Annotated in this window: 21 protein-coding genes; 14 read left to right on the top strand and 7 right to left on the bottom strand. The window is 46.3% G+C overall.

What is annotated here, in order from left to right; all coding sequences use genetic code 11:
• Window positions 1-221: 221 nt before the first annotated feature.
• Window positions 222-4,082 carry a GAF domain-containing protein gene (locus QUA16_RS07655; protein ID WP_333102540.1) on the top strand — a complete coding sequence of 1,287 codons (3,861 nt, stop codon included), beginning with the start codon at window positions 222-224 and terminating at the stop codon, window positions 4,080-4,082.
• A gap of 35 nt (window positions 4,083-4,117) precedes the next feature.
• Here QUA16_RS07655 and QUA16_RS07650 read toward each other — a convergent pair whose 3' ends face one another.
• The 3 genes from QUA16_RS07650 to QUA16_RS07640 form a co-directional block, all read right to left on the bottom strand.
• Entirely contained in the window at window positions 4,118-10,117 is a 6,000-nt protein-coding gene (locus QUA16_RS07650; RefSeq protein WP_333102541.1) for a response regulator, read from the bottom strand.
• 149 nt (window positions 10,118-10,266) lie between these two features.
• Window positions 10,267-10,671: a hemerythrin family protein gene (locus QUA16_RS07645; RefSeq protein ID WP_333102542.1), complete on the bottom strand. Its 405-nt coding sequence runs from the start codon at window positions 10,669-10,671 to the stop codon at window positions 10,267-10,269.
• Window positions 10,672-10,689: 18 nt separating this feature from the next.
• The gene (locus QUA16_RS07640) at window positions 10,690-11,703 is read right to left on the bottom strand and encodes a PleD family two-component system response regulator (RefSeq protein WP_333102543.1); all 1,014 of its coding nucleotides are present in this window, start codon (window positions 11,701-11,703) and stop codon (window positions 10,690-10,692) included.
• A gap of 412 nt (window positions 11,704-12,115) precedes the next feature.
• Here QUA16_RS07640 and QUA16_RS07635 point away from each other — a divergent pair, with 412 nt between their 5' ends.
• The 5 genes from QUA16_RS07635 (at window position 12,116) to folP (ending at window position 15,335) form a co-directional block, all read left to right on the top strand.
• The gene (locus QUA16_RS07635; RefSeq protein ID WP_333181084.1) at window positions 12,116-12,445 is read left to right on the top strand and encodes a hypothetical protein; all 330 of its coding nucleotides are present in this window, start codon (window positions 12,116-12,118) and stop codon (window positions 12,443-12,445) included.
• 100 nt (window positions 12,446-12,545) lie between these two features.
• Window positions 12,546-12,731, top strand: coding sequence for a PCP reductase family protein (locus tag QUA16_RS07630; protein WP_006633749.1), 186 nt, complete (start codon window positions 12,546-12,548; stop codon window positions 12,729-12,731).
• Between the two features lie 75 nt (window positions 12,732-12,806).
• Complete coding sequence (gene tpiA, locus QUA16_RS07625; protein ID WP_333102562.1) at window positions 12,807-13,532, top strand: triose-phosphate isomerase; 726 nt, start codon at window positions 12,807-12,809, stop codon at window positions 13,530-13,532.
• A gap of 108 nt (window positions 13,533-13,640) precedes the next feature.
• Complete coding sequence (locus QUA16_RS07620; RefSeq protein ID WP_333102545.1) at window positions 13,641-14,201, top strand: Uma2 family endonuclease; 561 nt, start codon at window positions 13,641-13,643, stop codon at window positions 14,199-14,201.
• 264 nt (window positions 14,202-14,465) lie between these two features.
• A complete protein-coding gene (gene folP / locus QUA16_RS07615) occupies window positions 14,466-15,335 on the top strand; it encodes a dihydropteroate synthase (protein WP_333102563.1) in 870 nt (289 codons plus the stop codon).
• Here the strand turns inward: folP and QUA16_RS07610 are convergent.
• The gene (locus tag QUA16_RS07610; RefSeq protein WP_333102546.1) at window positions 15,326-16,165 is read right to left on the bottom strand and encodes a stomatin-like protein; all 840 of its coding nucleotides are present in this window, start codon (window positions 16,163-16,165) and stop codon (window positions 15,326-15,328) included. The two genes, folP and QUA16_RS07610, sit on opposite strands and share 10 nt — an antisense overlap.
• A gap of 191 nt (window positions 16,166-16,356) precedes the next feature.
• On the opposite strand from QUA16_RS07610, the gene QUA16_RS07605 reads away from it, so the two are divergent.
• Window positions 16,357-17,127, top strand: coding sequence for a tetratricopeptide repeat protein (locus tag QUA16_RS07605; protein WP_333102547.1), 771 nt, complete (start codon window positions 16,357-16,359; stop codon window positions 17,125-17,127).
• 146 nt (window positions 17,128-17,273) lie between these two features.
• Here QUA16_RS07605 and aroB read toward each other — a convergent pair whose 3' ends face one another.
• On the bottom strand, window positions 17,274-18,368 hold the full coding sequence (gene aroB / locus QUA16_RS07600; RefSeq protein ID WP_333102548.1) for a 3-dehydroquinate synthase: 1,095 nt from the start codon (window positions 18,366-18,368) through the stop codon (window positions 17,274-17,276).
• A 517-nt stretch (window positions 18,369-18,885) separates the two neighbouring features.
• Here aroB and petL point away from each other — a divergent pair.
• A complete protein-coding gene (gene petL / locus QUA16_RS07595) occupies window positions 18,886-18,987 on the top strand; it encodes a cytochrome b6-f complex subunit PetL (protein ID WP_333102550.1) in 102 nt (33 codons plus the stop codon).
• Between the two features lie 473 nt (window positions 18,988-19,460).
• Here the strand turns inward: petL and QUA16_RS07590 are convergent, their stop codons facing one another.
• Window positions 19,461-19,694, bottom strand: coding sequence for a hypothetical protein (locus QUA16_RS07590; RefSeq protein WP_333102551.1), 234 nt, complete (start codon window positions 19,692-19,694; stop codon window positions 19,461-19,463).
• A gap of 135 nt (window positions 19,695-19,829) precedes the next feature.
• Between QUA16_RS07590 and QUA16_RS07585 the strand changes: the two genes are divergently transcribed.
• Window positions 19,830-20,042, top strand: coding sequence for a helix-turn-helix domain-containing protein (locus QUA16_RS07585; RefSeq protein ID WP_106148990.1), 213 nt, complete (start codon window positions 19,830-19,832; stop codon window positions 20,040-20,042).
• Between the two features lie 96 nt (window positions 20,043-20,138).
• On the opposite strand, the gene QUA16_RS07580 is transcribed toward QUA16_RS07585, so the two are convergent.
• Window positions 20,139-20,363 carry a KTSC domain-containing protein gene (locus QUA16_RS07580; RefSeq protein WP_333102552.1) on the bottom strand — a complete coding sequence of 75 codons (225 nt, stop codon included), beginning with the start codon at window positions 20,361-20,363 and terminating at the stop codon, window positions 20,139-20,141.
• A gap of 201 nt (window positions 20,364-20,564) precedes the next feature.
• Here QUA16_RS07580 and QUA16_RS07575 point away from each other — a divergent pair, with 201 nt between their 5' ends.
• The 5 genes from QUA16_RS07575 to QUA16_RS07555 all read left to right on the top strand — a co-directional run.
• Window positions 20,565-21,155 (top strand): chromophore lyase CpcT/CpeT, encoded by a 591-nt coding sequence (locus QUA16_RS07575; protein WP_333102553.1) that lies wholly within the window; start codon window positions 20,565-20,567, stop codon window positions 21,153-21,155.
• 110 nt (window positions 21,156-21,265) lie between these two features.
• Window positions 21,266-22,414 carry an NAD-dependent epimerase/dehydratase family protein gene (locus QUA16_RS07570; RefSeq protein WP_333102555.1) on the top strand — a complete coding sequence of 383 codons (1,149 nt, stop codon included), beginning with the start codon at window positions 21,266-21,268 and terminating at the stop codon, window positions 22,412-22,414.
• Window positions 22,415-22,961: 547 nt separating this feature from the next.
• Window positions 22,962-23,603, top strand: coding sequence for a DUF4291 domain-containing protein (locus tag QUA16_RS07565; protein ID WP_333102556.1), 642 nt, complete (start codon window positions 22,962-22,964; stop codon window positions 23,601-23,603).
• 10 nt (window positions 23,604-23,613) lie between these two features.
• Window positions 23,614-24,747, top strand: coding sequence for a glycosyltransferase family 1 protein (locus tag QUA16_RS07560; protein ID WP_333102557.1), 1,134 nt, complete (start codon window positions 23,614-23,616; stop codon window positions 24,745-24,747).
• A gap of 581 nt (window positions 24,748-25,328) precedes the next feature.
• The coding region (locus tag QUA16_RS07555; protein WP_333102558.1) for a GAF domain-containing protein at window positions 25,329-26,873 on the top strand (1,545 nt) is incomplete at its 3' end.

Here is a 26,873-nt window from a genome sequence, read left to right as displayed (position 1 = left end):
CAAAGTTTATATTTAAAGTACAAAAGTTGTAATCCCACACAATTGAAAGTTGCAATGGAAAGTTGCAATTTTAGGGCAGATCGCTACAGGTGCAAAACTAATCGACGATCGGGCATCAGGATATTTATATTTTATTAAATGGCTGTGCTTGCCGAATTTTTTAACAGGCACAAAACTTTTGGGCCGCTTACTGTTATTGCTAGGAAAGCAAAAAATTAATAATGGACTCATTAAAGATCGAAAATCTCAAGGTGAGGTTCGATCGAGCAAATTTGCTCGAACGCATCGCCAAGCGCATTCGCCACTCTCTAGAACTACCCGAAATTCTGAGCGCAACAGCAGCCGAAGTTCAATCGTTCTTGGGAACAGACAGAGTAAAAATCTACAAATTTCATAGCGACGGTAGCGGTGAAGTGATTGCCGAATCAATTAACGGCAACCGCTTGCCATCCCTCTTGGGGCTGCATTTTCCAGCAGACGATATTCCCCCTCACGCCCGCGAAATGTTCGCGCAACTACAGGTGCGATCGATCGTCGATATAGATTCCGGGCTGCTAGGCCAAAGTCCGCGTCGCGAGGCGGTTTCCGGCCAACTGCTGCCCGACGACGAAATGCGCTTTCGTGCGGTTGACCCCTGCCACGCTGAATACTTGACTGCACTGGGCGTCAAGGCTTGCTTGGTAGTACCAATTTTTCACGGCGAAGAATTCTGGGGGTTGTTGGTATCTCACCACTCCGAGTCGCGGAGTGTGGCAGAAAACGAACTCCAAGGTGTTCAGATGGTGGCAGATCAGCTCGGCGTCGCCATAGCCCAATCAAGCCTCCTCGCCCAAGCAAGGGCGAAAGCCCAACGGGAAGCTGCCGTCAACCGCGTCGCCGCAGCCCTTAACTCCCCGCCGACGATGGAACTCCAAACAGCTTTGGCAGAATCGGTAGCAGCACTAGATGCAGCCGGCGGCAGGCTGTGCATTTTCGCCACGCCATTCGTTTGCGACAGCAGCAAAGTTACGAATCTAGTTCCCTATTCGGATAACTCGAATCGGGAACTCACAGTCTACACTTGCGGCTCAGGGCCGAAGATGCCAATTTCGGCCAAATACCCGCAGGTTGAGCAATACAGCGTCTGGCACGAATATTTTAAATCCGGCGAGCAACAGGTTTGGGCAATTCCCGACTTGTACCAAATTAGCAGTTTGAGAAGCCTGCAACCTGCATTTCGATCGACCAAAATTCGCAGCATTTTAATCGTACCGCTCAGAACCCGTCAGCAAATATTCGGTTACTTGACCATTTTTCGAGAAGAATTTGACACCGAAACTCTCTGGGCTAGACAGTTTGATAGCGACGCGCGGCTCGCCCAATCTCGGATATCTTTTGAAGCGTGGAAAGAGTCAAAAACTGCCCAAATTCGCGAATGGAAGGCTGAAGAAATTGAATTGCTCCAAATTTTGGGCAACCACTTTTCTAATGCTATTAACCACTACCAACTCGATCAACAAATAGAGGAACTTAACACAAATTTAGAAAATCAAGTTCAAAAGCGTACAGCTCAACTACAGCAGTTGACCCAACAGCAGCGAGTCCTGTTTGAAGTGGTGGCAAAAATGCGGCAATCCCTCGACTTAAACAAGATATTTAGCACGATGTCCCAGGAAGTGCGGCGGGCTTTAAATGCCGATAGAGTTGCGGTTTACCGCTTCGATTCCGCATCAGAATTTAAGGACGGCGAATTCGTGGCCGAAGATGTTTTGCCAGATTTTCGGTCAGCAATGGCAGTCAAAGTGCACGATCGCTGCTTTGGAGAAAACTACGCCAATCTCTACTCTCAAGGGCGAGTTCACGCCATGTCTGACATCAGACAAGCCGGACTGGAAGATTGCTATGAGCAAGTCTTGGAGCAATTTCAGGTCAAAGCTACTTTAGTTGCACCGATTATGAAAGGCAACGACCTTTGGGGGTTGCTGTGCGTACACCAATGTTCGGCTCCCCGCAACTGGGAATCTTCCGAAATTAAGTTTGCTACCCAAATTTCGGCTCAGCTCAGTATCGCCCTAGAACAAGCAGATTTGCTCGCTCAAACTCAGCAGCAAGCAGTTGAGTTGCAGCAGGTAGCAGAGCAGGAGCGAATACTGTTTGAGGTAGTTGCTAAGGTTCGACAATCTCTCGATTTAGATACAATTTTTCGTACTACAACTACAGAATTGCGGCGGATATTAAAGGCCGATAGAGTTGGCATCTATCGCTTCGATCCTAGTTTAAATTTTAATGAAGGCGAATTTATTACAGAAGATGTTTTGCCTGGTTTTTCTTCGGCAATGGATGTAAAAGTTCGCGATAATTTTTTTAGCGAAAACTATGCCAAAAAATATAGTCAGGGACAGATTCAAGTGCTACAAGATGTCGAAAATGCTGGACTTTCAGACTGCCATGTTGCTCTTTTAGCTCAATTTCAAATTAGAGCTCAGGTGATTATGCCGCTGATGAATGGCAGCGAACTTTGGGGCTTGCTGTGCGTGCACCAGTGCAGCGGTTTGCGCCATTGGAACACTTCGGAAATTCAGTTTGCTACGCAAGTGGGAATTCAGTTGAGTGTAGGATTAGAACAAGCAGATTTGTTGGCTAAAACGCGGCAGCAATCAGTTGATTTGCAGTGGGCCGCCGAGCAACAGCGGATACTGTTTGAAGTGGTGGCTAAGATTCGAGAATCTCTCGATATCAACGCGATTTTTAAGACTGCAACCCAAGAAGTGTGTCAGTTTATGCAAGTTGATAGAATTGCTGTCTATCAATTTAATCCTGATTGGAGCGGCCATTATGTGGCAGAGTTTGTGAAAGATGGCTGGATAAAATTGGTAGGGAAAGGTATCAGTACGGTTTGGCAAGATACTTATTTGCAGTCAAACCGAGGCGGCAGATATGCCAATAATGAAACTCTAGCCGTTGACGATATTTATCAAGTTTGCCATTCGGAGTGTGACCTTGGTATTTTAGAGCAATTTCAGGTGAAGGCTTATGCGAGCGCGCCGATTTTTGTAGGAAAAGAACTTTGGGGTTTGCTGACAGCGTATCAACATTCTGGGCCCCGCTGTTGGGAAAGTTCAGAAGTTAACTTTTTAGCTCAGATTGCCAATCAATTAGGCGTTGCTATCCAACAAGCCGATTTGCTGGCTCAAACCAGACGCCAAGCAGAACAAATCGCTCAAAGTTTAAAAGATTTGCAGCACACTCAAGCTCAATTGATTCAAACTGAAAAAATGTCTGGTTTGGGGCAACTGGTAGCCGGGATTGCTCACGAAATTAACAATCCAGTTAATTTTATTTACGGCAATCTCAATCACGCTAGTGAATATACTGCTAGCTTACTGAGTTTGCTGGAACTTTACCAGCAGCAATATCCCGATTATAGTCCTGAAATAGAAAAATTGAGTGAAGATATTGACTTAGAATTTCTGCTAGAAGATTTGCCAAAATTGCTATCGTCAATGAAGGTGGGAGCCGATCGCATCCGTCAAATAGTTCTGTCTTTAAGGAATTTCTCTCGTCTTGACGAAAGTCAAATGAAGGCGGTTGATATTCACGAGGGCATTGACAGCACCCTGTTAATTTTACAGCACAGACTGAAATCTAATGCGGACGGTGCAAACATTGTGCTAGTGAAAGAATACGGCATCTTGCCTCGAGTTGAGTGTTATGCTGGACAGTTGAATCAAGTATTTATGAATGTAATCGGGAATGCGATCGATGCTTTGGAATCGCACAAGTTGCTCGCTGGTCAATCTGTAGCTCCTCAAATTAAAATCTCTACTGCTGTCGGTGAACTTAATGGTACTATTCCTAGCGCGGTGATTCGGATTTCTGATAACGGTACGGGAATTTCGGAATCTATGAGACAACGCATATTTGACCCTTTTTTCACGACTAAGGCAGTGGGAAAAGGTACTGGATTGGGACTGTCAATTAGTTACCAAATTGTGGTAGAGAAACACGGCGGCGTTTTAAAATGCAATTCGGAATTGGGGAAAGGTACTGAGTTTGCGATCGAGATTCCGCTCCGACAGCAGTCATTAGTCATTACTCATTAGTAATTATTTTAATTGAGTTTCACACATTAGTTTCGCTATGCTTGTAGTTCTTGTTGGAGAGTATTCTTGACACGATCGTACTCACTCTCGATTTGAGCAAATAAGGATGAGGCTCGATCTAGTTCACCAGAGGTACTCATAACTTCTAGCGTGGCACAAAGGTGGGCCAGAGGAGCCGCGCTTAGGTTCGCACTACTGCCTTTGAGGGTATGAGCCGCTCGGTTTAGGGTTTGAGTATCCCCTTGGGCGATCGCTAATTTCATAGCTTCTAGCAACTTTACGGCTTCCTCCAAGTAGCAATTAGCTAGCAAGCTCAAAATCTCGCTTGAATCTTGATCGATGCTGCTACAGAAGGCTTGCAGTTCAGTGAGGTTAACCGCTGGCACATCAATTTCTGGCTTCTTGCTATCGGATTCCTCCTTTTGGGCCTGCTGCGGTTCCGGGTGGGGTGGACACTGACTCAGCGCTTGGTTGAGAGCCTCTAGTCGAATTGGTTTACTGATATAGTCATTCATGCCAGCATCAAGACAAACCTGGCGATCGCCCTGCATGGCATTTGCCGTCATTGCAATAATCCAGGGACGAGTATGAGCCGGCCACTCCTGGCAAATACGACGGCTGGCTTCAAGTCCATCCATCTCTGGCATTTGTACATCCATCAGCACCACATCATAAGGCTGGCGATTCAGGGCTTCCAAAACTTCCAATCCATTGGCAGCAATATCGGCCCGGTATCCCAAACGCTCTAACAGCAGCAGTGCCACCTTCTGATTTACCAGATGATCTTCTGCTAAAAGAATTCGCAGTGGGAGTCTCTCGGCAAGTTTCATATCATCCTCGACAGATATAGGGACCTGTTGTTGAACTTTTTTCGGTTGAGCTTGTAGCACATGGATCAGTATTTGATAGAGCTGGGATTGTTTGATGGGTTTGCTTAAAAAAGCCGCAAAGTGGGTGGAGAGCGCTGAAGAACTAGCTTCTGGGTAGCCCATTGAAGTCAGCAGCACTAGGGGTAAACGGTGGCACTTAGGATGGTGGTGGATGGCTGAGGCGAGTGTGAGGCCGTCCATTTGTGGCATTTGCATATCTAAAATAGCGAGATCAAACGCTTCTCCACTCTCAAGCCAGTTGAGCGCTTCCGCAGCCGATTGGGCAGCCAGACTCTGCATCCCCCAACTCTCTGCTTGCAACGTCAGAATTTGTCGGTTAGTGGGCTGGTCATCCACGATTAATAAACGCTTGCCAGATAGTTCTGGTAACATTTCCATCGGTTCCGCTAACTCAGTAGCAACAGAGGATGCCACAATCGTGAAGTAGAAGGTGGAACCCATTGTGACTCGATTAAGCTTAGCGGCTTGCCATTTTGGTGAAGGGGTTCCTCCGACGTGGCCTCCGCTCTCAACCCAGATCGTGCCGTTCATCGTTTCACTAAGTCGCTTACTAATCGCCAAACCTAAACCAGTCCCTCCATACTGCCGAGTCGTCGAAGCATCTACTTGACTAAAAGACTTGAACAGTCGATCGAGCCGGTTGGCTGGAATACCAATGCCTGTGTCTTGAATGGCAAACTGGATTTCATACCAGCTTTCTGACAAGTTCCCTCGTTCAGAAATTCTTTTGTCCGAATCAACTAGAGAGGCTTCTACGGAAATGGTAACTTCCCCAGTTTCAGTAAACTTAATCGCATTGTTGAGCAAGTTAACTAGAATCTGACGGAGACGGGTGACATCACCCAAAATCCACTTAGGAGTCTGAGGCTGGATGAGGTAGCCCAACTCAATATCCTTCTCATCTGCTTTAACTGCAAGTTGGTCGATCGCACCTTCTATGCAATCTCTCAAGCTCAAGGGATGCATTTCTAGCTCCAGCTTGCCCGACTCAATTTTGGAGAAGTCCAGGATGTCGTTGATGATACTCAGGAGGGTATCCCCACTATTGCGAATCGTCTCGATAAAGTCTCGCTGTTGAGCCTTGAGTTCTGTATCCAGCAGTAGTCCTGTCATGCCAATAACCGCATTCATGGGAGTGCGAATTTCATGGCTCATCATCGCCAGAAACTCACTTTTGGCTCGGTTCGCAGCTTCTGCTTCCCGTCTAGTTTGCTCCAGGGCACAGTTTTTCAGAGTTAATTCTTCTCGTTGTTGAGTTTCTTGCTCTAGTAACTTGGCTTGAGCTAGGGCAATTCCTACTTGAGCCGCGACTGATTCTAGCAACTCCACTTGATCTGCAGTCCAATGACGGTAACGATCGCACTGGTGCAAACAAATGGCACCATTCGGTTCTCCTTGGTAAGAGGTTCGCACTGCTAATGTCGATCTCAATTTGAGACGGGTACAAATAGAATGTGTACAGGTGAGCAATGAATCGCAGTAGACATCCGGGGAGGCGATCGCTTCATCTTGAGCCATCAACCGTTTTGTATAAGCAGGACTCGCCGCCAGAAGGTTATGCTCGCCGCTGGGCCCAGATCCCACTCCTAGATACTCTGCAACGACAGGAAACTGAGCCAGTGGATTGTCCTGGTATGTGCTAATTAAGCAGCGACTGACCCCAAAAGTTTGCCCAATCTGGATAGCAGCCGTTGCAAATATCTGCTGAGCATTGAGGCTTTGACGAATTTCTTGGGTAATTTGCTTCAGCAGTAGGGCTTTTTGCAACTGTCGTTGTAGTGCTTCTTCTGCCTGCTTGCGATCGCTAATATCCTTCATGAAGCAGTGATGCCCGACAAACACATTTTGCTCGTCATAAGCAGAAACCATCACCAATTGTTTATAGAAGCTGGAGCCATCTTTTCGCATTCCCCTAGCTTCCGCTTCGACTCTGCCGTCTCTCAACATTTGCTCATAAGCAGCCCCCATCTTCTCAACATCTTCAGGATGAACGGTTGTTGGCCACTCCATCCCTAGCAGTTCCTCGGGCTGATATCCGCAGATGGCAGCATAAGTCACATTGACAGAGATATAGCGTCCTTGAGGGTCAAGCCGAGAAATGCCTGCCACGGCATTTTCTAGGGCCGCACTCATTTGTTGCAGTTCCGCTTCGGCTCGTTTGCGATCGCTAATTTCAATTAGAATGCAACCCACTGCTATAGCCTGCTCTGCATCCTTGAAAATGGGAAAGTGAGAAACGAGCCAGTGGCGCTTGACACCCGTTTGACTGGATAGTGCTGTGCTCATTTCCAAGTTGATGGAAGGTTTTCCTGTCGTTAAAACCTGTTGTAACAGTGCATTTACACCAGGAGCAAATTCCCCCAAAATATCATCGCTTGTCTTACCTAAGTGAGCCTCCACAGAGTGGCCATTAATTTGAGCTAGTGCCTCATTGATTTGTAAAAATCGAAACTGCCGATCGTGGATACACAGCCCCACCCCTGCTAGGGAAGCTCCTTTAAAGAAAGCATTCAATAATTGCTCTCTGGCTTGAATTTCCTGCTCTAAGTTTTTGCGCTCGGTAATATCGCTCTGAGAACCAGTCATACGGACAACTCTGCCCGCTTCATCCGAAAGCGCCTGCCCTCTAGCTAGAATCCACTTGTAGCTCCCATCCTTACAAAGAACTCGATGTTCTGTAATATAAAAGGAAGTTTTGCCATCAAAGTGATCTTGAATTATTTGCATGACGCAACCGAGATCATCGGGATGCACCCGCTTGCTCCATTCGTCCAGGTGATGGGGAATTTCATGATCCTCGTAGCCCAACATTTCTTTCCAGCGAGCCGAGAAGAATACTTCATTGGTGTTGACGTTCCAATCCCATACCCCTTCATTACTACCACGTAGGGCGAGTTCCCACCGCTCTTCACTAGCTTGCAGAGCGATTTCTGCCTGATGCCGTTCAATTTCACTACCAATCCACTGAGCCATCAGCTTCAGTAATTCCACATGGGCCGATTTAAACCTCTGTGCACGGGGATATTTACTAGAAAAGCTGAGGGTACTGTAGACTTTGCCTGCAACTAAAACTCGTGCTCCAATATAAGCTTCCATGCCAAAGGCAAGATAGGCAGGATGGTGACGCCATTTTGAGGTGGCTGTATGTTGGATGGTTAGGGGTTCATTTGTGTCTAAAGCTTCACAGCACAAAGTTTGCTTAATATCAAAGACATCACCCGGTTTAAGGACTCGATCGGGCGATCGCGCAACGATCACCTCATAAAGATTATCTTGCACACGACCCAAGACGCCACTTTCAAGCCCCAAATTCTGACATCCCATCTCAATCAAAGCTTGGATGCGCTGCTCAAAATTGAGATTTTGGGTAGCAGTGACTTCATATAAAGCTCGTATCGCCCCTTCTCTTGTTCTTAGTTCCGATTCGGCTTGTTTACGTCTCTTAATTTCAGCTTTCAGAGAGCGATTGATTCTGGATAATTTATGCGTTCGTTCTTGAACTCGCTGTTCTAATGTAGCGTTGACTTGTTTAATCTCCCTAAATTTTTGATTAAGCACGATCGCCATCCATTTAAAATTTCTGGCAAGCTCATTGATTTCCGTAACAGAGGTATGTTTCCATTCAAATGTTTCTTCTGAAAGCTTGTTGGGTAAGTCAGTAGTCGCACGAGCTAAATAGGATAATGGCTGGACCAGTCGTTCGCTAACCAGCGTTGCAAACAAAAATGCCAACATTGTGACGAGGAGTAGAATACTCAAGTCAGCCTTGTAGCGATTTTGTAAATTTTCTACATAGGGAGCGGCTGGAATTTCTAAGCGTAATTTCCAGTCCAGAGCGGGGCTAATGGTAAATTCCTGTATATACAGAGAATTTTTCCAACGGATCATCGGATTCTTGCCATTGCTAGGAAGCCACTGCTGCAAGGTTCCCTCTAAAATGCGAGTGCTGCCGTCCTTTGACCCCTGAACACTGGTCAAAAGCTGTTGGTCGGATTGATTACTAGCAATGACTCGGTTGTTTTGATCTAGCAATGTAATGCGTAGTTGCTGATTGTTTGTCTGGAAAATGTAGAGAGCTTTGATCTGGCTCAATCCTAATGAACCGTGGATCAGCCCAAGAAAACGACCTTGAACTTGCAGGGGCACATTCAATCCTACATGAGGTTTGTCCATTAATAGCTCTTGTTGGATAGAAGTCATCCAAGGTCTCGACCGCTCTTGAGCCAGGGTAATGAGAGATTTATGTTCCGTGCTTTGTTCGATCGACCGCAGACGGGTTTGATCTAAATGAGAAGAAGTAGCTAAAATTGTTCCCGATGAATCGGCTACATAAATTTTGTCGAAATCTGGCAACACCTGCTCGATCAGGCTAATATCTTGTTGTAGCTGCTCGGATGATTGAATCGCTCTATTAGCCGCCGTGCCGGCTTCAGGCCTGAGCGATTTTTCAGCTAATGTATTCAAACCTAAGAGATGTCGCTGATGCCATCGAGATATTGCACTCGTCATAGTTTTTGCGTTTGCTTGTAACTCCGTTTGCACCGTCGCTTGGATTTGACCAACCAAGTATCTACCATCACAAACTAATAGGAGCAGTCCTGGAAGAAAGACAAAAGCTACCAACAGATGAAAAATAGTTTGTTGTAAAGAAAGGGCGAGATGCTTTGAAGCACTAATCCACCGATAAATCGGCGCATACGAAATAATTAAGCTGGCAACTAAGGCATTAAAAATGCCGTTGACTGCTTGCTTGCACATAACGAGGATGGTCTGATTCGCCTCCATGTGCATCATTTGACCGTAGAAAAGCCAAACGAGAGGCATTCCAATTAAGAACCAGTAAATCCCATCGAATAAAAGGATATTTGGCTGTTGGCGCTTCTTGCAAAGAAACCCTACAAACAGAGCCTCGATTACCAAAATAATCGTGGCGTATGGATGATGCCAAAGGATATAAGTATAGCTGCCTGCAATTAGACCAGCCCAGCCTCCCCAGCCCAAGCCGAAGTAGTAAGTAATAATCAGTATGGGAATACTGCCAAACAGGAAATCAACCCCAAAGAAAAGAGACAAACTGAAATAGTTGCCCAGAACACCCGCACCCGTGAGAAGGGCGATCGCACCTAACCATCTTTTATTACGCACTGAGCTAGCCTCTCCCATAAACTTTTATAATCGCTAGTTGTTGAATATGACCTGATTCCAATAAAAAAGCGCCATAGAGCCGATCTGTTATTTACCTGACAGTTTCCATGAATATCGCACCACCGATGATTTAGGCTTTAAAACTAAAATTAAGGCTTACTTATGCAGGACTTGATTTTTCGATCGACTTTTTTAATATGGTTCACGAACCAATCTAGCAATTGTTCATTAAGCTTAATGGCTAAGGAAAGGCTCGATCCTTTGGTTTGTAGCTCTTGTTTAACTTCACTCAGTGTTTTAATAAATTTGGTATGCGCCGCTGCATTGTTAGATGCAACGGCGCATTTGTATCTTTGCATACAATTTTCTTCAAATCCGAAATGTTGTGCTACATACAAGTCTAAAAAATCTACAATACCTTTTATTTCTTCCTTTCCACGGTTTGACAACATGGCATCCACTAAGGTATTGAGTTGATCTATCAATTGTTTATGCTGGCGGTCAATTTCGGGAATACCAATACTTAACGAATCATTCCAAATGACGAGAACCATAGTTTTTAGCCTTATGAGTTAACGGGTGAATTCATTAACTGTATGAATGTTGGTACAAAAAGTATTCCGACCTTGGTCTTTGGCTTGATAAAGTGCTGCATCGGCAGCAGTAATTAAATTTTCTGGTAAGCTTTCTTGGTTAGGAATCACACTGGTAATACCGAAACTGAGCGTAATGCAATGATGCGGAGAAGTCTTATGAACTATTGCTAAATCTTGGATGCGGGCCTGCATTTGCTTAACGATTTGGACGGCTCCCTCAAGCTCGGTGTCCGATAAAATCACTACAAATTCTTCACCTCCATAACGTGCTACTAAATCTCCCGCTCGATTAATACTGCGATTGAGAGCTGTCGCAACTTGCTGTAAACATACATCCCCTGCTTGGTGTCCATAAGTATCGTTGTAAGGCTTGAAGAAATCGATATCACACAAAATTAGTGACAAAGGAGTTTGCTGCCTCGTCATGCGTCGCCACTCCTCCTCTAGCTGTTGGTCAAACTGACGGCGATTGGCAATCTGAGTCAAACCGTCAATTGACGCGAGGTATTTTAATTGTCGATTGGCGGCCTCTAGCTGGTTGTAAAGTAGGGTTTGTTGCTGTTGCAAGTGGAATTGCTTAATCAACCGTCGCACTCTCTGTCGCAGAACAGCCCAGTGAATCGGCTTCGTGATATAGTCAGCCGCTCCCGCTGCAAAGGCTCGATCGACAGATTCTTTGTCTTCTAAGCTAGTAATCATCAAAATAGGTGGGCGATCGCTCTCAGGCATTTCAGATAATTTTTGACAACAAGCAAAACCATCCATAGTGGGCATCACTGCATCTAGCAGGATGAGGTCTGGATGTACTTCCTCATAAGCTGCTAGCCCTGTCAACCCATCAGTAGCTTCGGCCACTCGGTATTTTTCCTTCTGTAAATACAGTCGCAGTTGCAAACGAATCAAGGCATCGTCATCCACAATCAGAATTAGAGAGGACGGTTCCATAGATGGGTTAGTCGAAATGGCTGAGTCTTCTAATGATTGATACATACGTCATGGTGTATCTTAAGCTCTGGAAACATTCTACCCTAGCATATTTTGAGGTTGGGATGGAAAGTGAAAATTTGGCAAGTATGTCATAAATTATACACCATCTAAGCTTCCGCCACAACATTTTAGGCAGCGTCGGGTTTGTTAAACCAACAGCCACAGTCTACTTAAAAGTTATCGCTTTTTTTCGGAGATATAAATTCGGGTAAATCCAGCTACAGAAAAGGCTAAGGCTTCAGTAGTAGATAGCCTTAACAAGGCGGGAAATAGGAGCGGTGCCAATTCTAATGCCCTTCAAAGTGCTATCAATGGTACTGTTAAAAATTGGATTGATTCTCACCCTGTAGTCTTCTGGTTGGTGAGTCACCCGCTGATATCTTTAGCAATATTGCTGATATTTATATTCATTATATTGGGTTTATTACAGGCTTTAGGTAGGTTGTTTGCAGAAGGCTGGTTATTTATTCTGCAAAGCCCTAGAAAATTTATGCCAGGGGTTTTGAGTGGCGGCTCTAAATCTGTAAGTAATTTCGGTGGAGTGGCTGTAAACTCATTATTTTCACAGAATCCCGAATACAAAAATAATTCAGCTTTACAATTGAGGGGAGTTGAATCAAACAGCTTGGAGTCTCAGGAACGACTTGCTAATATTTTGGCCAGGTTGGAGGCAATTCGAGAAGAGCAGAATCAGCTTTTACAAGAAGCGTCGGCGATTTTAGGCAACAAATTTAAGGCAGAGTGAGAAGGTGTGGGGCGATCGCAACTCGTGGTAAATTTAATACATCCAGGCTTTCCATCAAAGCCAGATCCATGAAGGCTTGTAGTCGATCGCTCAAAACGCCATGCCCGATTCCGAATTTTCCGATGATTTAAAATGGACGCCAGAAGCCAAGGCGAAGCTGAAAAATATTCCCTACTTTGTCCGGGGACAAGCTCGCGTCCGCATCGAGCAGTTGGCCCGCGAAGCCGAAACCGAAGTCGTCACCGTTGACTTAGTTGAGCAAGCTCGCATCGAGTTTGGGCAATAAGGACTCGAAATGTACCCTAAAGCTTTAAACTATAAGTTGCCTGATTTTGATGTTCACAGAGCTACTGAGTCACCCGTGCGGAAAATAGTTATTGCTGGCAACTGGAAAATGTACAAAACTAGGACTGAATCCCTAGAGTTTCTTCAAGGATTCATGTCCTGCCTGACGGAAACCCCAGAGGAACGGGAAGTCGTGCTTTGCGTTCCCTTCACTTCCTTGGCTGTCCTCTCGAAAAATTTGCACGGCAGCCGGATCAGACTCGGTGCTCAGAACGTTCACTGGCAAGAGTCGGGAGCTTTTACTGGGGAAATTTCCGGGCCAATGCTGAGTGAACTTGGTGTCCGTTATGTCATCGTAGGGCACAGCGAGCGGCGCCAATATTTTGGGGAAACTGACGAAACGGTGAATTTGCGGCTGAAAGCGGCTCAGAAATACGATTTAATTCCGATTCTGTGCGTTGGGGAAACCAAGCAGCAGCGAGATGCAGGCGAAACAGAAGCTCACATTTTTTCTCAGTTGGCAAAAGATTTGGTTGATGTTGACCAAAATAAGTTGGTCATTGCTTACGAGCCTATTTGGGCGATAGGCACTGGCGATACTTGCGAAGCTAAGGAAGCTAACCGAGTTATTGGTTTGATTCGCAGTAAATTGACTAATCCTGACGTGCCAATTCAGTACGGCGGCTCCGTCAAACCGGAGAATATTGATGAAGTTATGGCGATGCCTGAGATTGACGGGGTTCTGGTAGGCGGTGCGAGTTTGGAAGCTGCTAGCTTCGATCGAATTGTCAATTATCAGTAATAGGTAATTGCTAATAGGTAAGTTGAACAAGGGCAGCGGGAATTAAACAGCGATCGCCTACAATTGTGATGTGCCGTTCAGTGTTTCTTGGAGCGGGAGAATTAACCTATGACTGCGATCGTTAAACCGAAACCCGCCTTAGACGAGTTCCTCAAACTTCCTGAAACTGAACCGGCATCAGAATTTCTTGAGGGACAAATCATTCAGAAGCCCATGCTTCAAGGTGAACACAGCGTACTTCAAGGTGAACTCTGCAAGACTATCAATCAAGTAGCGAAAACTCGGAAAATTGCCAATGCTTTTTCCGAGTTGCGCTGCACTTTTGGCGGGGCATCAATCGTGCCAGATGTAGCAGTATTCCGATGGGAAAGAATTCCTTTTTTGGCGTCTGGTAGAATTGCTAACCGCTTTGACATTAATCCCGACTGGTCGATAGAAACTCTCTCTCCCAACCAAAGCCAAACAAAAGTGCTGAGTAACTTGCTCCACTGTTCGCGAAACGGCAGTGAGTTGGGGTGGTTACTAGATCCAGAAGAAGAGAGTATTTTGGCGGTATTTTGCGGACAAAAAGTAGAACTGTACAAAGGTGCAGATCGGTTGCCCATAATTGATAAAATTGAATTAGAATTGACAGTTAACACTGTTTTTAGCTGGTTAAGTTTTGGTTGAACAGTGCTGGACGAATTAAGACTCAAAGAAACCGGGTTTTTTACAGAATCTGTGGCTTGCAACGAAATATTGTTGTGAAAAACCCGGTTTCTGGCTACCCGTGCGTTCAGTCAGATATCATATCAAATCCGTTAGCATCGGAATAGTAAATTCGAGTTCACGGTTCACTGTTGACGGTTGACTGTTGACGCCGTGAACAGTGAACCGTCAACAGTCAACATCATTCCGGTGTAACCAAAAATGATATCAAATCCCACGATCGCCATGACAAATAACCCCGAAAAAATTACCATTAGAAATAAAGCTTTCGAGTGGGGAAAACGCACTTATTTAATGGGCGTTTTGAACGTAACCCCCGACAGTTTTAGCGACGGCGGAGATTTCACTACCATAGAATCTGCTTTAGCACAAGCGGAAAATATGGTAAGATCGGGGGTAGATATTATTGATATTGGCGGTCAATCTACTCGGCCTGGTGCAGTGGAAATATCATTAGGAGAGGAGATCGATCGCGTTATACCTGTAGTACAAATACTGCGACAAAAAGCCGATATTTTTGGCTCAGTTCCTATTTCGGTCGATACTACCAGAGCGCAGGTTGCGAAAGCTGCGGTAGAGGCGGGAGCTGATATCATTAACGATATTTCGGGAGCAACTTTTGACTCGGAAATGCTGTCAACCGTTGCTAAGTTAAAAGTGTCCATAATTTTGATGCACATTCGGGGAACTCCCCAGACGATGCAACAACTGACAGATTATCGGGATTTAATGGGGGAAATTGGGGAATTTTTCGAGAGTCGAATTGCGGCAGCAGTTGCTGCGGGGATTGACAAATCTCAAATAATTATCGACCCTGGTATTGGCTTTGCCAAGACTTACAGTCAAAACTTAGAAATTCTGCGAGAGTTGCGAAAATTCCGTGTTTTAAACTGTCCGATTTTAGTCGGAGTATCGCGAAAAAGCTTCATCGGTCACATTTTGAATCAGCCAGAAGCGAAACAAAGAGTTTGGGGGACAGCGGCGGCTTGTACAGGTGCGATCGCAAATTTGGCAGATATCTTGCGAGTTCACGATGTCAGAGAAATGTACGATGTTTGTCTGGTTGCCGACGCTATCTTCAGGAATCAGTCTTGAGAAGTGTGAGTATCAATAACTTTAATTTCCCCCCCCTCAGAATGAGGCATCACATCAGGCATAGAACCCATCAATTCGTTGAGGGCTTCTGTCATGTTTCTCGGATCCATAAACAGAATTTTGGCATTGTCGCTTTCGCCCAATTTTTGTTGAGCGTCTAAGTATTTTTCCGTTACTAAGTAATTCAAAACTTGCTTGCTATTGGGATGGGAGTCTAAAGCTTCAACTAAGAGCCTCATGTACTCCTTAGTCCCGATAGCCTTATTGACCATTGCTTGCCACTCGCTCTTGGTGGCGCGCTCCAATTCCATAGCTTCTTGCACCCTTTTTGGAGGTGTAATGCTTTGAATTTCCACCCGAATTACTTTGACACCCCAAGTTTCGGTAGCTTCGTCCAACTTCTTGAGTAACTTTTTATTCATGTCATCTCGGGAACCCAAGATGTCTTGCATGGGCAATCGACCAATTTCAGCGCGAAACGTCGTTAACACTAAGTTGGCGATCGCATTTTCAATTTGATCGATTCCATAATAAGCTTTCTGTAAATTCACAACCCGCCAATACACAACGGCATCGACTTCGAGAGCCACATTATCTCCCGTGATTGCTGACTGAGGTTTAATGTCTAAAACTCTTTCACGGCTTGTGTCCACGCAGACGACTTTTTCGACCAGGGGACTGATAAAGTGAAATCCTGGCTTGAGGGTGCGCTTGTATTGACCCAAGCGTTCCACTAGAGCTTCGTCGCCACCGCTGACTATTTTGACGCTTGAGTTAACAGCGTAGCCGAGGATGAGCGCAAAGAGCATGGTAAGAATAGACTGCCCCATTTCTATTTTCCTGCTAAGGTTGACTGAGAATCGATCGGAATTCTACTCTAATTTAACTCAAACTCGGCCCTGCAGTGCTAAAATATCTCGACTGTTAATAACTAACTATTTCATCGGGTGGGCCCCATCGGCTCCGACTCTTACGGCGCTAGTGAAACCCAGGATATCAACAACACGTTTCCACAAAAGACATGAACAACGATCGAGAGTTTCCCTGGTTCAAACCTTTGAGGTGGATTGCCCCAAGCATTTTGGTGGGTGCAGGAATCTGCAATGCCGCAGTGGCCCCACCGGCCGGGGCTGAGACAATCGCCCTGCAACTCTCGCAAAACTTGCAGTCGCAGAACTTGCAACCACCGCGCCGAGGCCCTGCTGTTCGGGAAGTTATGTCCTACGAGATGAAGGGAGACGAACTCAGGATTTGCAAGCAGGAAGGCAACTCCGAGAAGAAGTGCCAAGTTGTAGGTAAAGGCTACACGGTGGGTTTGAGAACTGCCAACGACCTTTACGGTCAAGGAAATGCTGTCAATGCCGAAGCTTTGTACCGCCAACTCATCGCTCGCTATCCCAAAGAAGCGGATGCTTATTACAAGTTGGGAACTATGCTGTCGGGGCAAGGTAAAATGAGCGATGCGATCGCTCTATTCCAAAAAGCAATTGAAGTCAACCCGCAGCACGCCAAAGCTCACAACGATTTAGGCGTGGCGATGGCAAGTCAGGGGCAGTTGCCAGAGGCAATTGTTCAGTGGAGACAAGCCATTAAAATTAACGATCGATATCCCGATGCTTTAAACAATTTAGGAGTCGGTTTGTACCAGCAAGGAGACAAGGAAAGCCAAGCGGAGGCAGTAGCCAGCCTCACAAAAGCTAAAGAGTTATTTATCAAGCAAGGCCGAACTCAAGCCGCTAACAGAGTAGATAAAATCTTGGAGGAAATTAATTCGCGGTCGAGCGGCTCTTAAGCTGCATTGGTTATTGGTTATTAGTTATTGGTTATTAGAACAAACAAATAACTACTAACTACTAACTACTAACTACTGACTACTGACTACTGACTACTGACTACTGACTACTGACTACTGACTACTGACTACTGACTACTGACTTCCTAAAGCATTTCCTTCAAAACTTGTATAATCAAATCCCCATCCACCCGATCGCTCACAGCAGCCTCACCCAAGCGCACCGGCAGCACAAACCGCACCTTGCCATCCTGCACCTTCTTATCGAGTTGCAAAGTATGCAAAATTTCCTCAACATCCACACCCGCCGGCAATTTGGCAGGTAAACCCGCTTTTTCAAGCAAAGCAGACTGGCGGCGATCGCACTCAGCATCCCACATTCCCAACTCCACAGCCAACCGGCTTGACGCAGCCATGCCGATAGCCACTCCTTCCCCGTGATTGATCACCTTGTAATTGGTCAAACTTTCCACAGCATGACCGATGGTGTGTCCGTAATTCAAAATCGCCCGCAAACCCGATTCCTTCTCGTCTTGGCTTACCACATCAGCCTTAGCTTGGCAAGACCTGCTCAAAATTTCTGCCAACAAATCCGCCTTCACATAGCGCATTTGATCCAAGCGCTTGCAATTCTCCAACTTCCCAAAAAGTTCAGCATCCCAAATCACCCCGTACTTGATGACTTCCGCCATCGCCGAACGAAACTCTCTCGCCGGCAGAGTTTTGAGTACATCCGGGTCAATTAACACCAAGCGTGGCTGGTGAAAAGCCCCGATTAAATTCTTCCCTAAAGGATGATTTACCCCCGTTTTGCCACCAATAGAAGCATCAACCATCGCCAGCAGCGAAGTCGGAACCTGCACGACATTAATTCCCCGCAGCCAAGTCGCGGCCGCAAAACCCGTCATATCGCCAACCACCCCGCCGCCCAAAGCCACCATTGTCGAGGAACGTTCTAAACGGTTTTCCAAAGCCGCACCGTAAATTTTCTGCACCGAATTTAAAGTTTTGTACTGTTCTCCCGGTGGTAAAATGCAGCTACTGACTTCCAGCCCGGCGGATTCGAGGGCTGCTGTTGCTCTTTCGCCGTACTGCCGAAAAATCGACTGATTCGACACCAGCAGCACTTTTTTGCCCAAGCTTAGATCGCCCATCAGACTGCCGAGTTCGTCTAAACCGCCCGATCGCACGCAAACATTGTAAGATTGTGGCCCCAAGTCAACTTTAATTATGGATTGCATATTTATCTAATTTAGATATTAGATTTTAGATTATCAGAAAATTGGGTTGAAAACCCCGTCACTTCGACGGATTAATGTCGATATAGTGTCGCTCTAGTATGGCATACTAGAGATAGCACAGGCTGAAAAACCGCTATCACAAGACAATATAAATCTGGGGTGTCCCCACTTGACAGGATAGGAAGTAGTAATGCGTAGTGGATGGCGATAACCACGATAAACAGAGCTAGGGTAGCCAACGATCACCCGTGAACCAGCAAAATCAAATACTTGATATTCAAGTTGTACCGTAGGGCATACGGAAACAAGGGGAGCAATCCTCTAAAGCTTGCGGAGATAAGCCCGCTGGGACTCCTCTAAATTAGACTCGAAACTTAGTTCTATTGAACGGGTTTTTGGTTTAAGTAGTGCCGAAAGGATAGAGAGTTTTAAGGTGTATCAGTGAACCAAGAATCCCCACCCATTAAGGCTGGGGAGTGTCAAATGTCTTTTTATTCATTGTTTTGGAGAAATGGCAATGACTCTTAGCGGAGCAATAACTTATTTCGGGCTTTTTGGTGGCATGATCGGCTTGGCGACAGTGCTGATGTTTGGTCTGCGGGCTGTCAAACTCATCTAATTTGCTCATTTAGATACTTTTACCAGAGGTTTAAAACCTCTGGTAAAAGTATCGTTTGGGCGAAGTATTTGCGCGAAAAATCTCTAGTTTTATCTGTAGATCGATCGCGCAAGTGATTCATTTCATAAAACTTTTGGCTTGAACGATCGTGCTTAGTCTAATTGACGAGCATCTTCAGCAGGTGGATGCCAACCACCTTCTACCCAAAACCTGCGCGATCGCCGAATCGAATCCTCTTCATAGGAATAACAGATCTCAGATACTCTTGGAATATTGTAGCTTATCCGTTGTTAAGGAATGAGAATTAAATAACTTACAATGCGTGATGGTTCTTGTGGGATGGGCGTCCCGCCCGTCCAGCAATGGCGGGCGGGACACCCCACAAACTTGTGTAAATTATTTAATTCGCGCTCCTAAGTAATTTAAGGAAAGAGCGATCGCACTTGCTATAAAACACGATCGCTCTTCATGGATTACAACATTCGTTCTAATTGAGTCGATCGCACTTGTGCCAATTTCTCAGCCCCAGTCGTATCAAAAACGATCGCGTGTTCAGCCGTCGGCAACAACCGCTGTAAAATCTGTATGTATCCCTCCGCATCGCCCCGGCGGTGGAACCGAGCAACCACCAATCGCTGCATATTTGGCAATTGCCGGACGATACACCAGGGATGAGTGTTTAATTTGGGCTTGGATGTTGGTATCATAGGGTAATCCTTCCCCACGTTCGTGGGGTGTGATAGAAAAGGCGATCGCCCTTAAGTTTTCCAGGCTCTGAGGGCGATCGTTTTCAGTGTACATAGGTATCATATGTTGCATACGCATCAATGTCAAGTTAAAACATGGGATACGTTAGACTGCGGATTCGAGAACTAGCTGAGCAAAAGGGTTGGACACTAAAGCAAGTTGCCGATCGATCCGGAGTTAATTACAACACTGTCAGAAGCTACGTTCAGCGCGATGCTTTGAATACAGTCGATCTTTCTGCTGTCTACAAAATTGCCCGCGCCTTCGACGTGACAATGGAAGATTTGGTCGAGATTTTGGAAGATTGAGGGCGCACCAATGGGGCGAGTTCCACTAAAAATTCGAGCGCTAGTAGAAGAAAAGGGCGCGATCGCGCTAATGGGATACGTTGATTAATGCCGTACTTATCGCCGCCGTTTCTTTACTTGTTCGTAGGGGAAACAATCAATAACGTCAGATAGCATATAACTACCTTTGGAATCTGATTCCATCAGTTCCAAGTAGACAGTCTTGGGGACTTCAAAGTATCGATATGTTTTGCCACTATTGAAAACAACTTCGAGGGTGTAGCTTTCCTCGTCATAACCCGCAGATTGGATCATGCTAGATTCAACAGGTTCTAGTTTCATGGTAATTCGGCGATGCTTTTCTGTAACTATTTATAGCCGATCGCCCTGCAATTTAAGTTAGCCCGCCTAAAAAAACAGAATACTCAGATCCTCGACTTCGCAGAAGTCCGGGATGTAGCGCGCGATCGCGCATTAGATACCCTAAAATAACTTTTACCAGACCCCCAATCTAAAATCGAAAATCTAAAATCTAAAATCGATATGTCTCATTCCACCGATATCGTCACCCTCGCCCGCTGGATGGCCGCCGACTTCAGCAACCAAGCCCAAGCCTTTGAAAACCCGCCCTTCTTCGCCCACATCCGCGTGTGCATGAGACCTTTGCCCGTCGAAGTTCTGGATGGGCTCAGCTTGTACCTAGAACAAGCCTACGATATTGAACTGAATGTACCGTACCGAGTCCGAGTTTTGAAATTAGTCCCGGTGGGCGATCGAATCGACATCGAAAATTATGCCATAGAAAACGAAGAACAATTCTACGGCGCTGCCCGCGACCCGCAACGGCTGCAAGAAATCAAAAAAGAACAACTGACACTGCTTCCCGGCTGCACCTTTATTACGCAGTGGACGGGCAACAGCTTCAAAGGGTCTGTCGAACCCGGAAAAGGCTGCATGGTGGTCAGAAAGGGCAAAAAAACCTATCTAGACAGCGAATTCGAGATTGACCAAGACAAATTTATTAGCCACGATCGCGGACGTGACCCAGAAACCGACGCCCATGTCTGGGGAGCCCAGGCCGGCCCCTTTGAATTCACCCGCCGGGCCAGTTTCGCCGACGAAATTCAGGTTTAATCAAAAAAAACAGACTCCTTCCTAGGCGAACACGGTTGATTAAAGGTTCAGAATGCACCAATACCTGATACATTAACCCAGTATTGGCAAGCAAGATTCACCGTTGATTTATGAAAGTCCTGGTTATTGGTGGCGATGGCTATTGCGGTTGGGCAACCGCACTCTACCTTTCTAACAAGGGTTACGAAGTTGGCATCCTCGACAGCTTCGTGCGGCGGCACTGGGATCTGGAACTGTGCAGCGACACCCTCACTCCCATCGCACCGATTCAGCAAAGACTCCAGCGATGGCAAGATTTAACGGGCAAGTCGATCGACTTGTTCGTCGGTGACATCACCAACTACGATTTTCTCAGCAAAAGCATGAGAAAATTTGCACCAGAGGCGATCGTCCATTTCGGCGAACAGCGGTCGGCACCTTTCTCAATGATCGATCGCGAACACGCAGTCCTTACCCAAGTCAATAACGTCGTCGGGACACTCAACCTGCTGTACGCCATCCGCGAAGACTTCCCCGACTGTCACCTAGTGAAATTGGGGACAATGGGCGAATACGGCACGCCGAATATTGACATTGAAGAAGGCTACATCACGATCGAACACAACGGCCGCAAGGATACACTACCCTATCCCAAACAGCCTGGAAGTTTTTATCATCTTTCCAAAGTCCACGACTCTCACAACATCCATTTTGCTTGCAAAATTTGGGGTTTAAGAGCCACCGACTTAAATCAGGGCGTAGTCTACGGCGTGCTCACAGATGAAACCGGCATGGATGAACTGTTGATCAACCGTTTGGACTACGACGGAGTATTCGGTACAGCATTGAACAGATTTTGCATCCAAGCTGCGATCGGTCATCCTTTGACGGTTTATGGCAGTGGCGGACAAACCCGCAGCTTCTTAGACATTCGGGATACCGTGCGGTGCGTGGAATTGGCGATCGCCAACCCCGCCGAAGCCGGACAATTCCGCGTCTTCAACCAATTCACCGAACAATTCAGCGTCGGCGACTTAGCCTCCTTGGTGCAAAAAGCAGGCATGGCAATGGGATTAAAAGTAGAAATCAACCACCTCGAAAATCCCAGAGTTGAGAAAGAAGAACATTATTTCAATGCCAAAAACACCAATTTGCTAGACCTCGGTTTGCAACCGCACTATCTCTCAGATTCCCTGCTCGATTCTCTGCTGAATTTTGCTACAAAATATCAGCACCGTGTCGATAAAAACCAAATTTTGCCGAAGGTTTCTTGGAAGTAAGTTCGGGCCTCTATCTGCGGGGAAAGAGCTTTTTAACGAACCGCGAAGGCGCGAAGGGCGCGAAGTAAGAGAAAAGAAGGGAAGAGAGGAGAAGGGTTCGCAAGTTCTGAATGGATTTGGCTGTATATTACGATAATCTATCTTTTTTATCTCTTTCTCTGTGTCCTCTGTGTCCTCTGCGGTTAATTAAAAAATGGCATCAGGTTTTTACCGCTGGCTTGTTAGGGAAGAAATTCCGTGAAAAGTCGAATTCTCATTCTGTTGCTTTTGGTGGTTCTGCCTGGATTTTCAGCGAGGGCAGTTTTGGCTTATTATTTAATAGGGGAATGGGCGGCTGTAACGCCGAGCGATCTAAATTAGTGGCGAGTTAGCGAAGGCTTATCAGCCACTTAGAAAGCAATATAAATTGCCTCAACAGCACAGGAAATTCACAGAATTAATTGCTTTGCCGAAAGTGGGGGATGGCTTTTAGGTGGGATAATTGTATCGATGGGAATTCACGGAGTTTGTATGTTGGCCCCCAGAAACATCAGGAGAGTAATTAGTTGTGGTGAAGCTGCTAACAGAACCCTACTTAAACCAGGCAAGTAAATGGCCGAAAACAGGTCGTCACATTCTGGCACAATTTGATGAACATACGGTCGTAGTGTACCAAGCCTACCGTCCGGCTATCGGTCTTTTTGCAGCGGAACAAGGTTATTTCGGTGGGGAATTTAGTCTGAATCGCATGAGTTGGATTAAGCCCAATTTTCTATGGATGATGTATCGCTCGGAATGGGGAACAAAACCCGGACAAGAAGTAATTCTGGCTATTTGGCTGAAGCGCTCGGCTTTTGACGAAATTTTAGCATCTGCTGTCCATTCTAATTTCGTTCCTGCAGTGTATGGAAGCGAAAAAGAATGGCAACAAGCTGTTAAAAATTCGGCTGTACGGCTGCAATGGGACCCAGATCATCACCCAAATGGATCGAAAATGGATCGGCGGGCAATTCAACTCGGTTTGCGCGGCAGTATTTTAGCTCGTTACGCGCGAGAATGGATTGTTGAAATTGAGGATCTTTCCCAATTCGTGCAGCAACAGCGTCAATATAACGGAGGCGATAGCACGCAATTACTGACTCCTTGTGAGGCAGTGTATCCTGTCATCGACCCCGACATCTTCCAGAGGCTAGGATTATCGGCTCCCTAAGTAACTTACTATGAAAATTGCTCTTTTCACTGAAACATTTTTGCCGAAAATAGACGGCATTGTGACGCGCCTGATTCACACTGTAGATCACTTGCAGCGATCGGGCGAACAAGTTCTGATATTTTCTCCAGATTACGGGATTAAAGAATACAAAGGCGCCCGAGTTTACGGTGTGGAGGGTTTGCCTTTGCCGATGTACCCGGAATTGAAAATGGCACTTCCTTCTCCGGCTGTCGGTCGCCAATTAGAGCAGTTTAAACCGGATATTATTCATGTTGTCAATCCCGCTATTTTGGGATTGGGCGGTATATATTACGGCAAAAAGTTGAACATTCCAATTTTGGCTTCTTATCACACGCATTTGCCCAAATATTTGCACCACTACGGTTTCGGAGTCCTCGAACCTTTATTGTGGGAATTGCTCAAAGGTGCCCACAACCAAGCAGAACTGAATTTGTGTACTTCTACAGCAATGGTGGAGGAACTCAGAAGCCACGGGATCGATCGGGTAGATTTGTGGCAGCGGGGCGTAGATACTGAAATGTTTGTCCCGGAATTGGCAAGTCGAGAAATGCGATCGCGCCTTTCTGCAAATAACCCAGACAGCCCCCTGCTGCTGTACGTCGGCCGCCTCGGTGCAGAAAAAGAAATCGAACGCATTAAACCAGTCCTCGCAGCGATTCCCGATGCCCGCCTCGCCTTAGTGGGAGACGGCCCGCATCGGCAAACCCTCGAACAATATTTTGCCGGTACACCCACCAATTTTGTCGGCTACCTCAAGGGGCAAGAACTCGCAACAGCTTACGCATCGGCTGACGCCTTCATTTTTCCCTCCCGCACCGAAACCCTGGGCTTAGTGCTCCTAGAAGCAATGGCTGCGGGAACGCCTGTAGTGGCGGCGCGCAGCGGCGGAATTCCCGATATCGTCACCGACGGTGTTAACGGATATTTATTTGACCCCGCCGACGAAGAAGGAGCACTCGCCGCCACCAAGCGTCTGTTTGCGAATCCCCAAGAACGGGAAACCTTGCGCCATAACGCTCGCCGAGAAGCCGAACGCTGGGGTTGGGCCGCCGCCGCCGCACAACTCCAGCGCTACTATCAATCAGTGGTGTTTGCCGAGTCTGTGCCCACAGCGGCCTAAATGTCCGGATCTGTAGCACCTTTAAACATCACCGCCAGCTTAGCTTGGCTGTTCGATCGTCAGTTGGTAGTGAACAGGGATGTTTTCAAAGACAGATCGAACTTTTTTGCTGCATAAATTACCGTCGCTATCCTGCTGTTGCGTTTACCATTAAACTATGAGTAGCTCTGTAGGAATGCCTTGCGCGCTGCTTTCATAGCGCCATTTACCTGACTGGATACGGTCGCCGAGTGCGCTAAAACAGTCACACGGCGCGCTGGGGCCGAGCACAGGGCGTCCAATCCACATTGCACTCTCGATCGAACTAAAGCCTGTCACCTAATTTTCAGGTCTTCTGTTTTGCGAACTCAAGTTCAGCTTGAATGAACGAACCCTCATCAGTATCATCGAGGTTGGAAAAAAGATCGATCGAGCATACATCACAAGCAAACTGAAGTTGCCTGCCCCACTTTTGAACTCACGATTCATCAAAGCGACAAGCGAGTGCCGATGCGCTGGCAAACAAATTCAAAAGTTTGCACCGCCGAATCTCGCGCCGATCGACCTGCGGTCAGTCTACCCCTCTGAGCAAGCAGTTAATCATGACATTCTCCAATACTGGTAGCGTTCTGGCTACACTGACTCAAGTCAATTTTATGGGGGCATTGACCTCCCGTGTTAAGAGCCTGCCAGTTCCTGAATTAGTGTGCCTGCTGGACTTTATCACGGCTGAATTTCAGCAATTTATCCGGGCGATGGACCTGATTAACAATGAAGCACTCGAAAGTCTCTTAGAGCAACTTTTAGATGCCTTCACTGTCAAAATTGGCCAAATTTTGCAAGCAGACCGGACAACAATTTTTTTGGTTGACTCCAACAAAAATCAACTATGGCACAAAACACTCGAGCCACTGACGGGCGAGGAGGTAGAAGTACGCTTGCCTATGGATGCAGGCATTTTAGGCTACGTAGCAACAACCGGAAAATCAATCAATGTCGCCCAAGCGAGATCGCACGAGTATTTTAATTCCGAAGTAGACGAACCACCGGGCTACCACATCGAGACCATGCTGTGTATGCCAATTTTTAGCAGCAAGAGCCAACAGGAACCCGTGGCGGTGGTCAGACTGTTAAATAAAGCTGGCAAAGTCTCCTTTAGCGAGGAAGACGAACAGCAGTTCCAGGCTTTTGCAGATTCGATCGGGATTATTCTCGAAAGCTGTCAGTCTTTCTACGTCGTGGCCCGCAACCAGCGAGGGGTTGCCGCACTTTTGAGAGCCACCACGACTTTGGGTCAAAGTCTTGACTTGGAAACAACTTTGCGCTCTGTCATGGATCAAGCTCGCGACTTGATGCAAGCCGATCGCAGCACGCTATTTTTGTTAAATCGGGAAACCAACGAACTCTGGACAAAATTAGCTAAGGCCGACGGCAAAACGATGATGGAAATCCGTATTCCTGCGAATAGGGGAATTGCTGGCTACGTGGCTTCGACTGGTCAACCTCTAAATATTACAGATGCTTACGACGATCCCCGCTTTGACCCATCTACAGACCAGCAAACGGGATACCGCACTCGGACTGTCTTGTGTATGCCGGTGCATAATGCTAAAGGTGAGCTGATCGGGGTAACTCAGCTAATTAATAAGAACCAAGGTACTTTCACCCCTTCCGACGAAGAGTTTTTGCGAGCGTTTAATTCCCAAGCGGGAATGGCGTTGCAAAATTCTCAACTGTTTCAGAACGTGATGGTGGAAAAGCAGTATCAGAAAGATATGCTGCAAAGTCTTTCTGATGCAGTGATTTCCACGGATTTGAAGGGGCGAGTGGTGACTATCAACGAAGCAGCCCTAGAATTGTTGGGCTGTCCGGTAAATCAAGCTAAAAGCAAACCAAATCCCCAGATTTGGGAAGATAAACTGGTGAATCGCTATGTTTGGGAAGTTGTGCCGATCGACAATTTGCAATTTCGACTAGAAGACAGTCTCAAAAATGCTGCCCGACATTACGTTCCCGAACAAAGTTTAACTGTGGGATTGTTGGTAGAAAAAACCCTCAATTCTCAACAAAAAGAAGAAGAAGAAGAAGAAGAAGAAGAAGAAGAAGAAGAAGAAGAAGAAGAAGAAGAAGAAGAAGAAGAAGAAGAA

Origin of the sequence: Microcoleus sp. S13_C3 (assembly GCF_036700905.1) — a bacterium.
In the GTDB taxonomy this organism is placed as follows: domain Bacteria; phylum Cyanobacteriota; class Cyanobacteriia; order Cyanobacteriales; family Microcoleaceae; genus Microcoleus.
The sequence above is the reverse complement of the archived record's forward strand: the minus strand, read 5'-3'. Positions and strand labels throughout refer to the sequence as shown.

Excerpts from the sequence above, each read along its gene's own strand:
- petL (WP_333102550.1), top strand. The coding sequence starts at position 18,886 with ATGACTCTTAGCGGAGCAATAACTTATTTCGGGCTTTTTGGTGGCATG.
- QUA16_RS07655 (WP_333102540.1), top strand. The coding sequence starts at position 222 with ATGGACTCATTAAAGATCGAAAATCTCAAGGTGAGGTTCGATCGAGCA.
- QUA16_RS07580 (WP_333102552.1), bottom strand. The coding sequence starts at position 20,363 with ATGAAACTAGAACCTGTTGAATCTAGCATGATCCAATCTGCGGGTTAT.
- QUA16_RS07590 (WP_333102551.1), bottom strand. The coding sequence starts at position 19,694 with ATGATACCAACATCCAAGCCCAAATTAAACACTCATCCCTGGTGTATC.
- QUA16_RS07610 (WP_333102546.1), bottom strand. The coding sequence starts at position 16,165 with ATGGGGCAGTCTATTCTTACCATGCTCTTTGCGCTCATCCTCGGCTAC.
- QUA16_RS07570 (WP_333102555.1), top strand. The coding sequence starts at position 21,266 with ATGAAAGTCCTGGTTATTGGTGGCGATGGCTATTGCGGTTGGGCAACC.
- folP (WP_333102563.1), top strand. The coding sequence starts at position 14,466 with ATGACAAATAACCCCGAAAAAATTACCATTAGAAATAAAGCTTTCGAG.
- QUA16_RS07645 (WP_333102542.1), bottom strand. The coding sequence starts at position 10,671 with ATGGTTCTCGTCATTTGGAATGATTCGTTAAGTATTGGTATTCCCGAA.
- QUA16_RS07585 (WP_106148990.1), top strand. The coding sequence starts at position 19,830 with ATGGGATACGTTAGACTGCGGATTCGAGAACTAGCTGAGCAAAAGGGT.
- QUA16_RS07620 (WP_333102545.1), top strand. The coding sequence starts at position 13,641 with ATGACTGCGATCGTTAAACCGAAACCCGCCTTAGACGAGTTCCTCAAA.
- QUA16_RS07560 (WP_333102557.1), top strand. The coding sequence starts at position 23,614 with ATGAAAATTGCTCTTTTCACTGAAACATTTTTGCCGAAAATAGACGGC.
- QUA16_RS07630 (WP_006633749.1), top strand. The coding sequence starts at position 12,546 with ATGCCCGATTCCGAATTTTCCGATGATTTAAAATGGACGCCAGAAGCC.
- QUA16_RS07575 (WP_333102553.1), top strand. The coding sequence starts at position 20,565 with ATGTCTCATTCCACCGATATCGTCACCCTCGCCCGCTGGATGGCCGCC.
- aroB (WP_333102548.1), bottom strand. The coding sequence starts at position 18,368 with ATGCAATCCATAATTAAAGTTGACTTGGGGCCACAATCTTACAATGTT.
- QUA16_RS07640 (WP_333102543.1), bottom strand. The coding sequence starts at position 11,703 with ATGTATCAATCATTAGAAGACTCAGCCATTTCGACTAACCCATCTATG.
- QUA16_RS07605 (WP_333102547.1), top strand. The coding sequence starts at position 16,357 with ATGAACAACGATCGAGAGTTTCCCTGGTTCAAACCTTTGAGGTGGATT.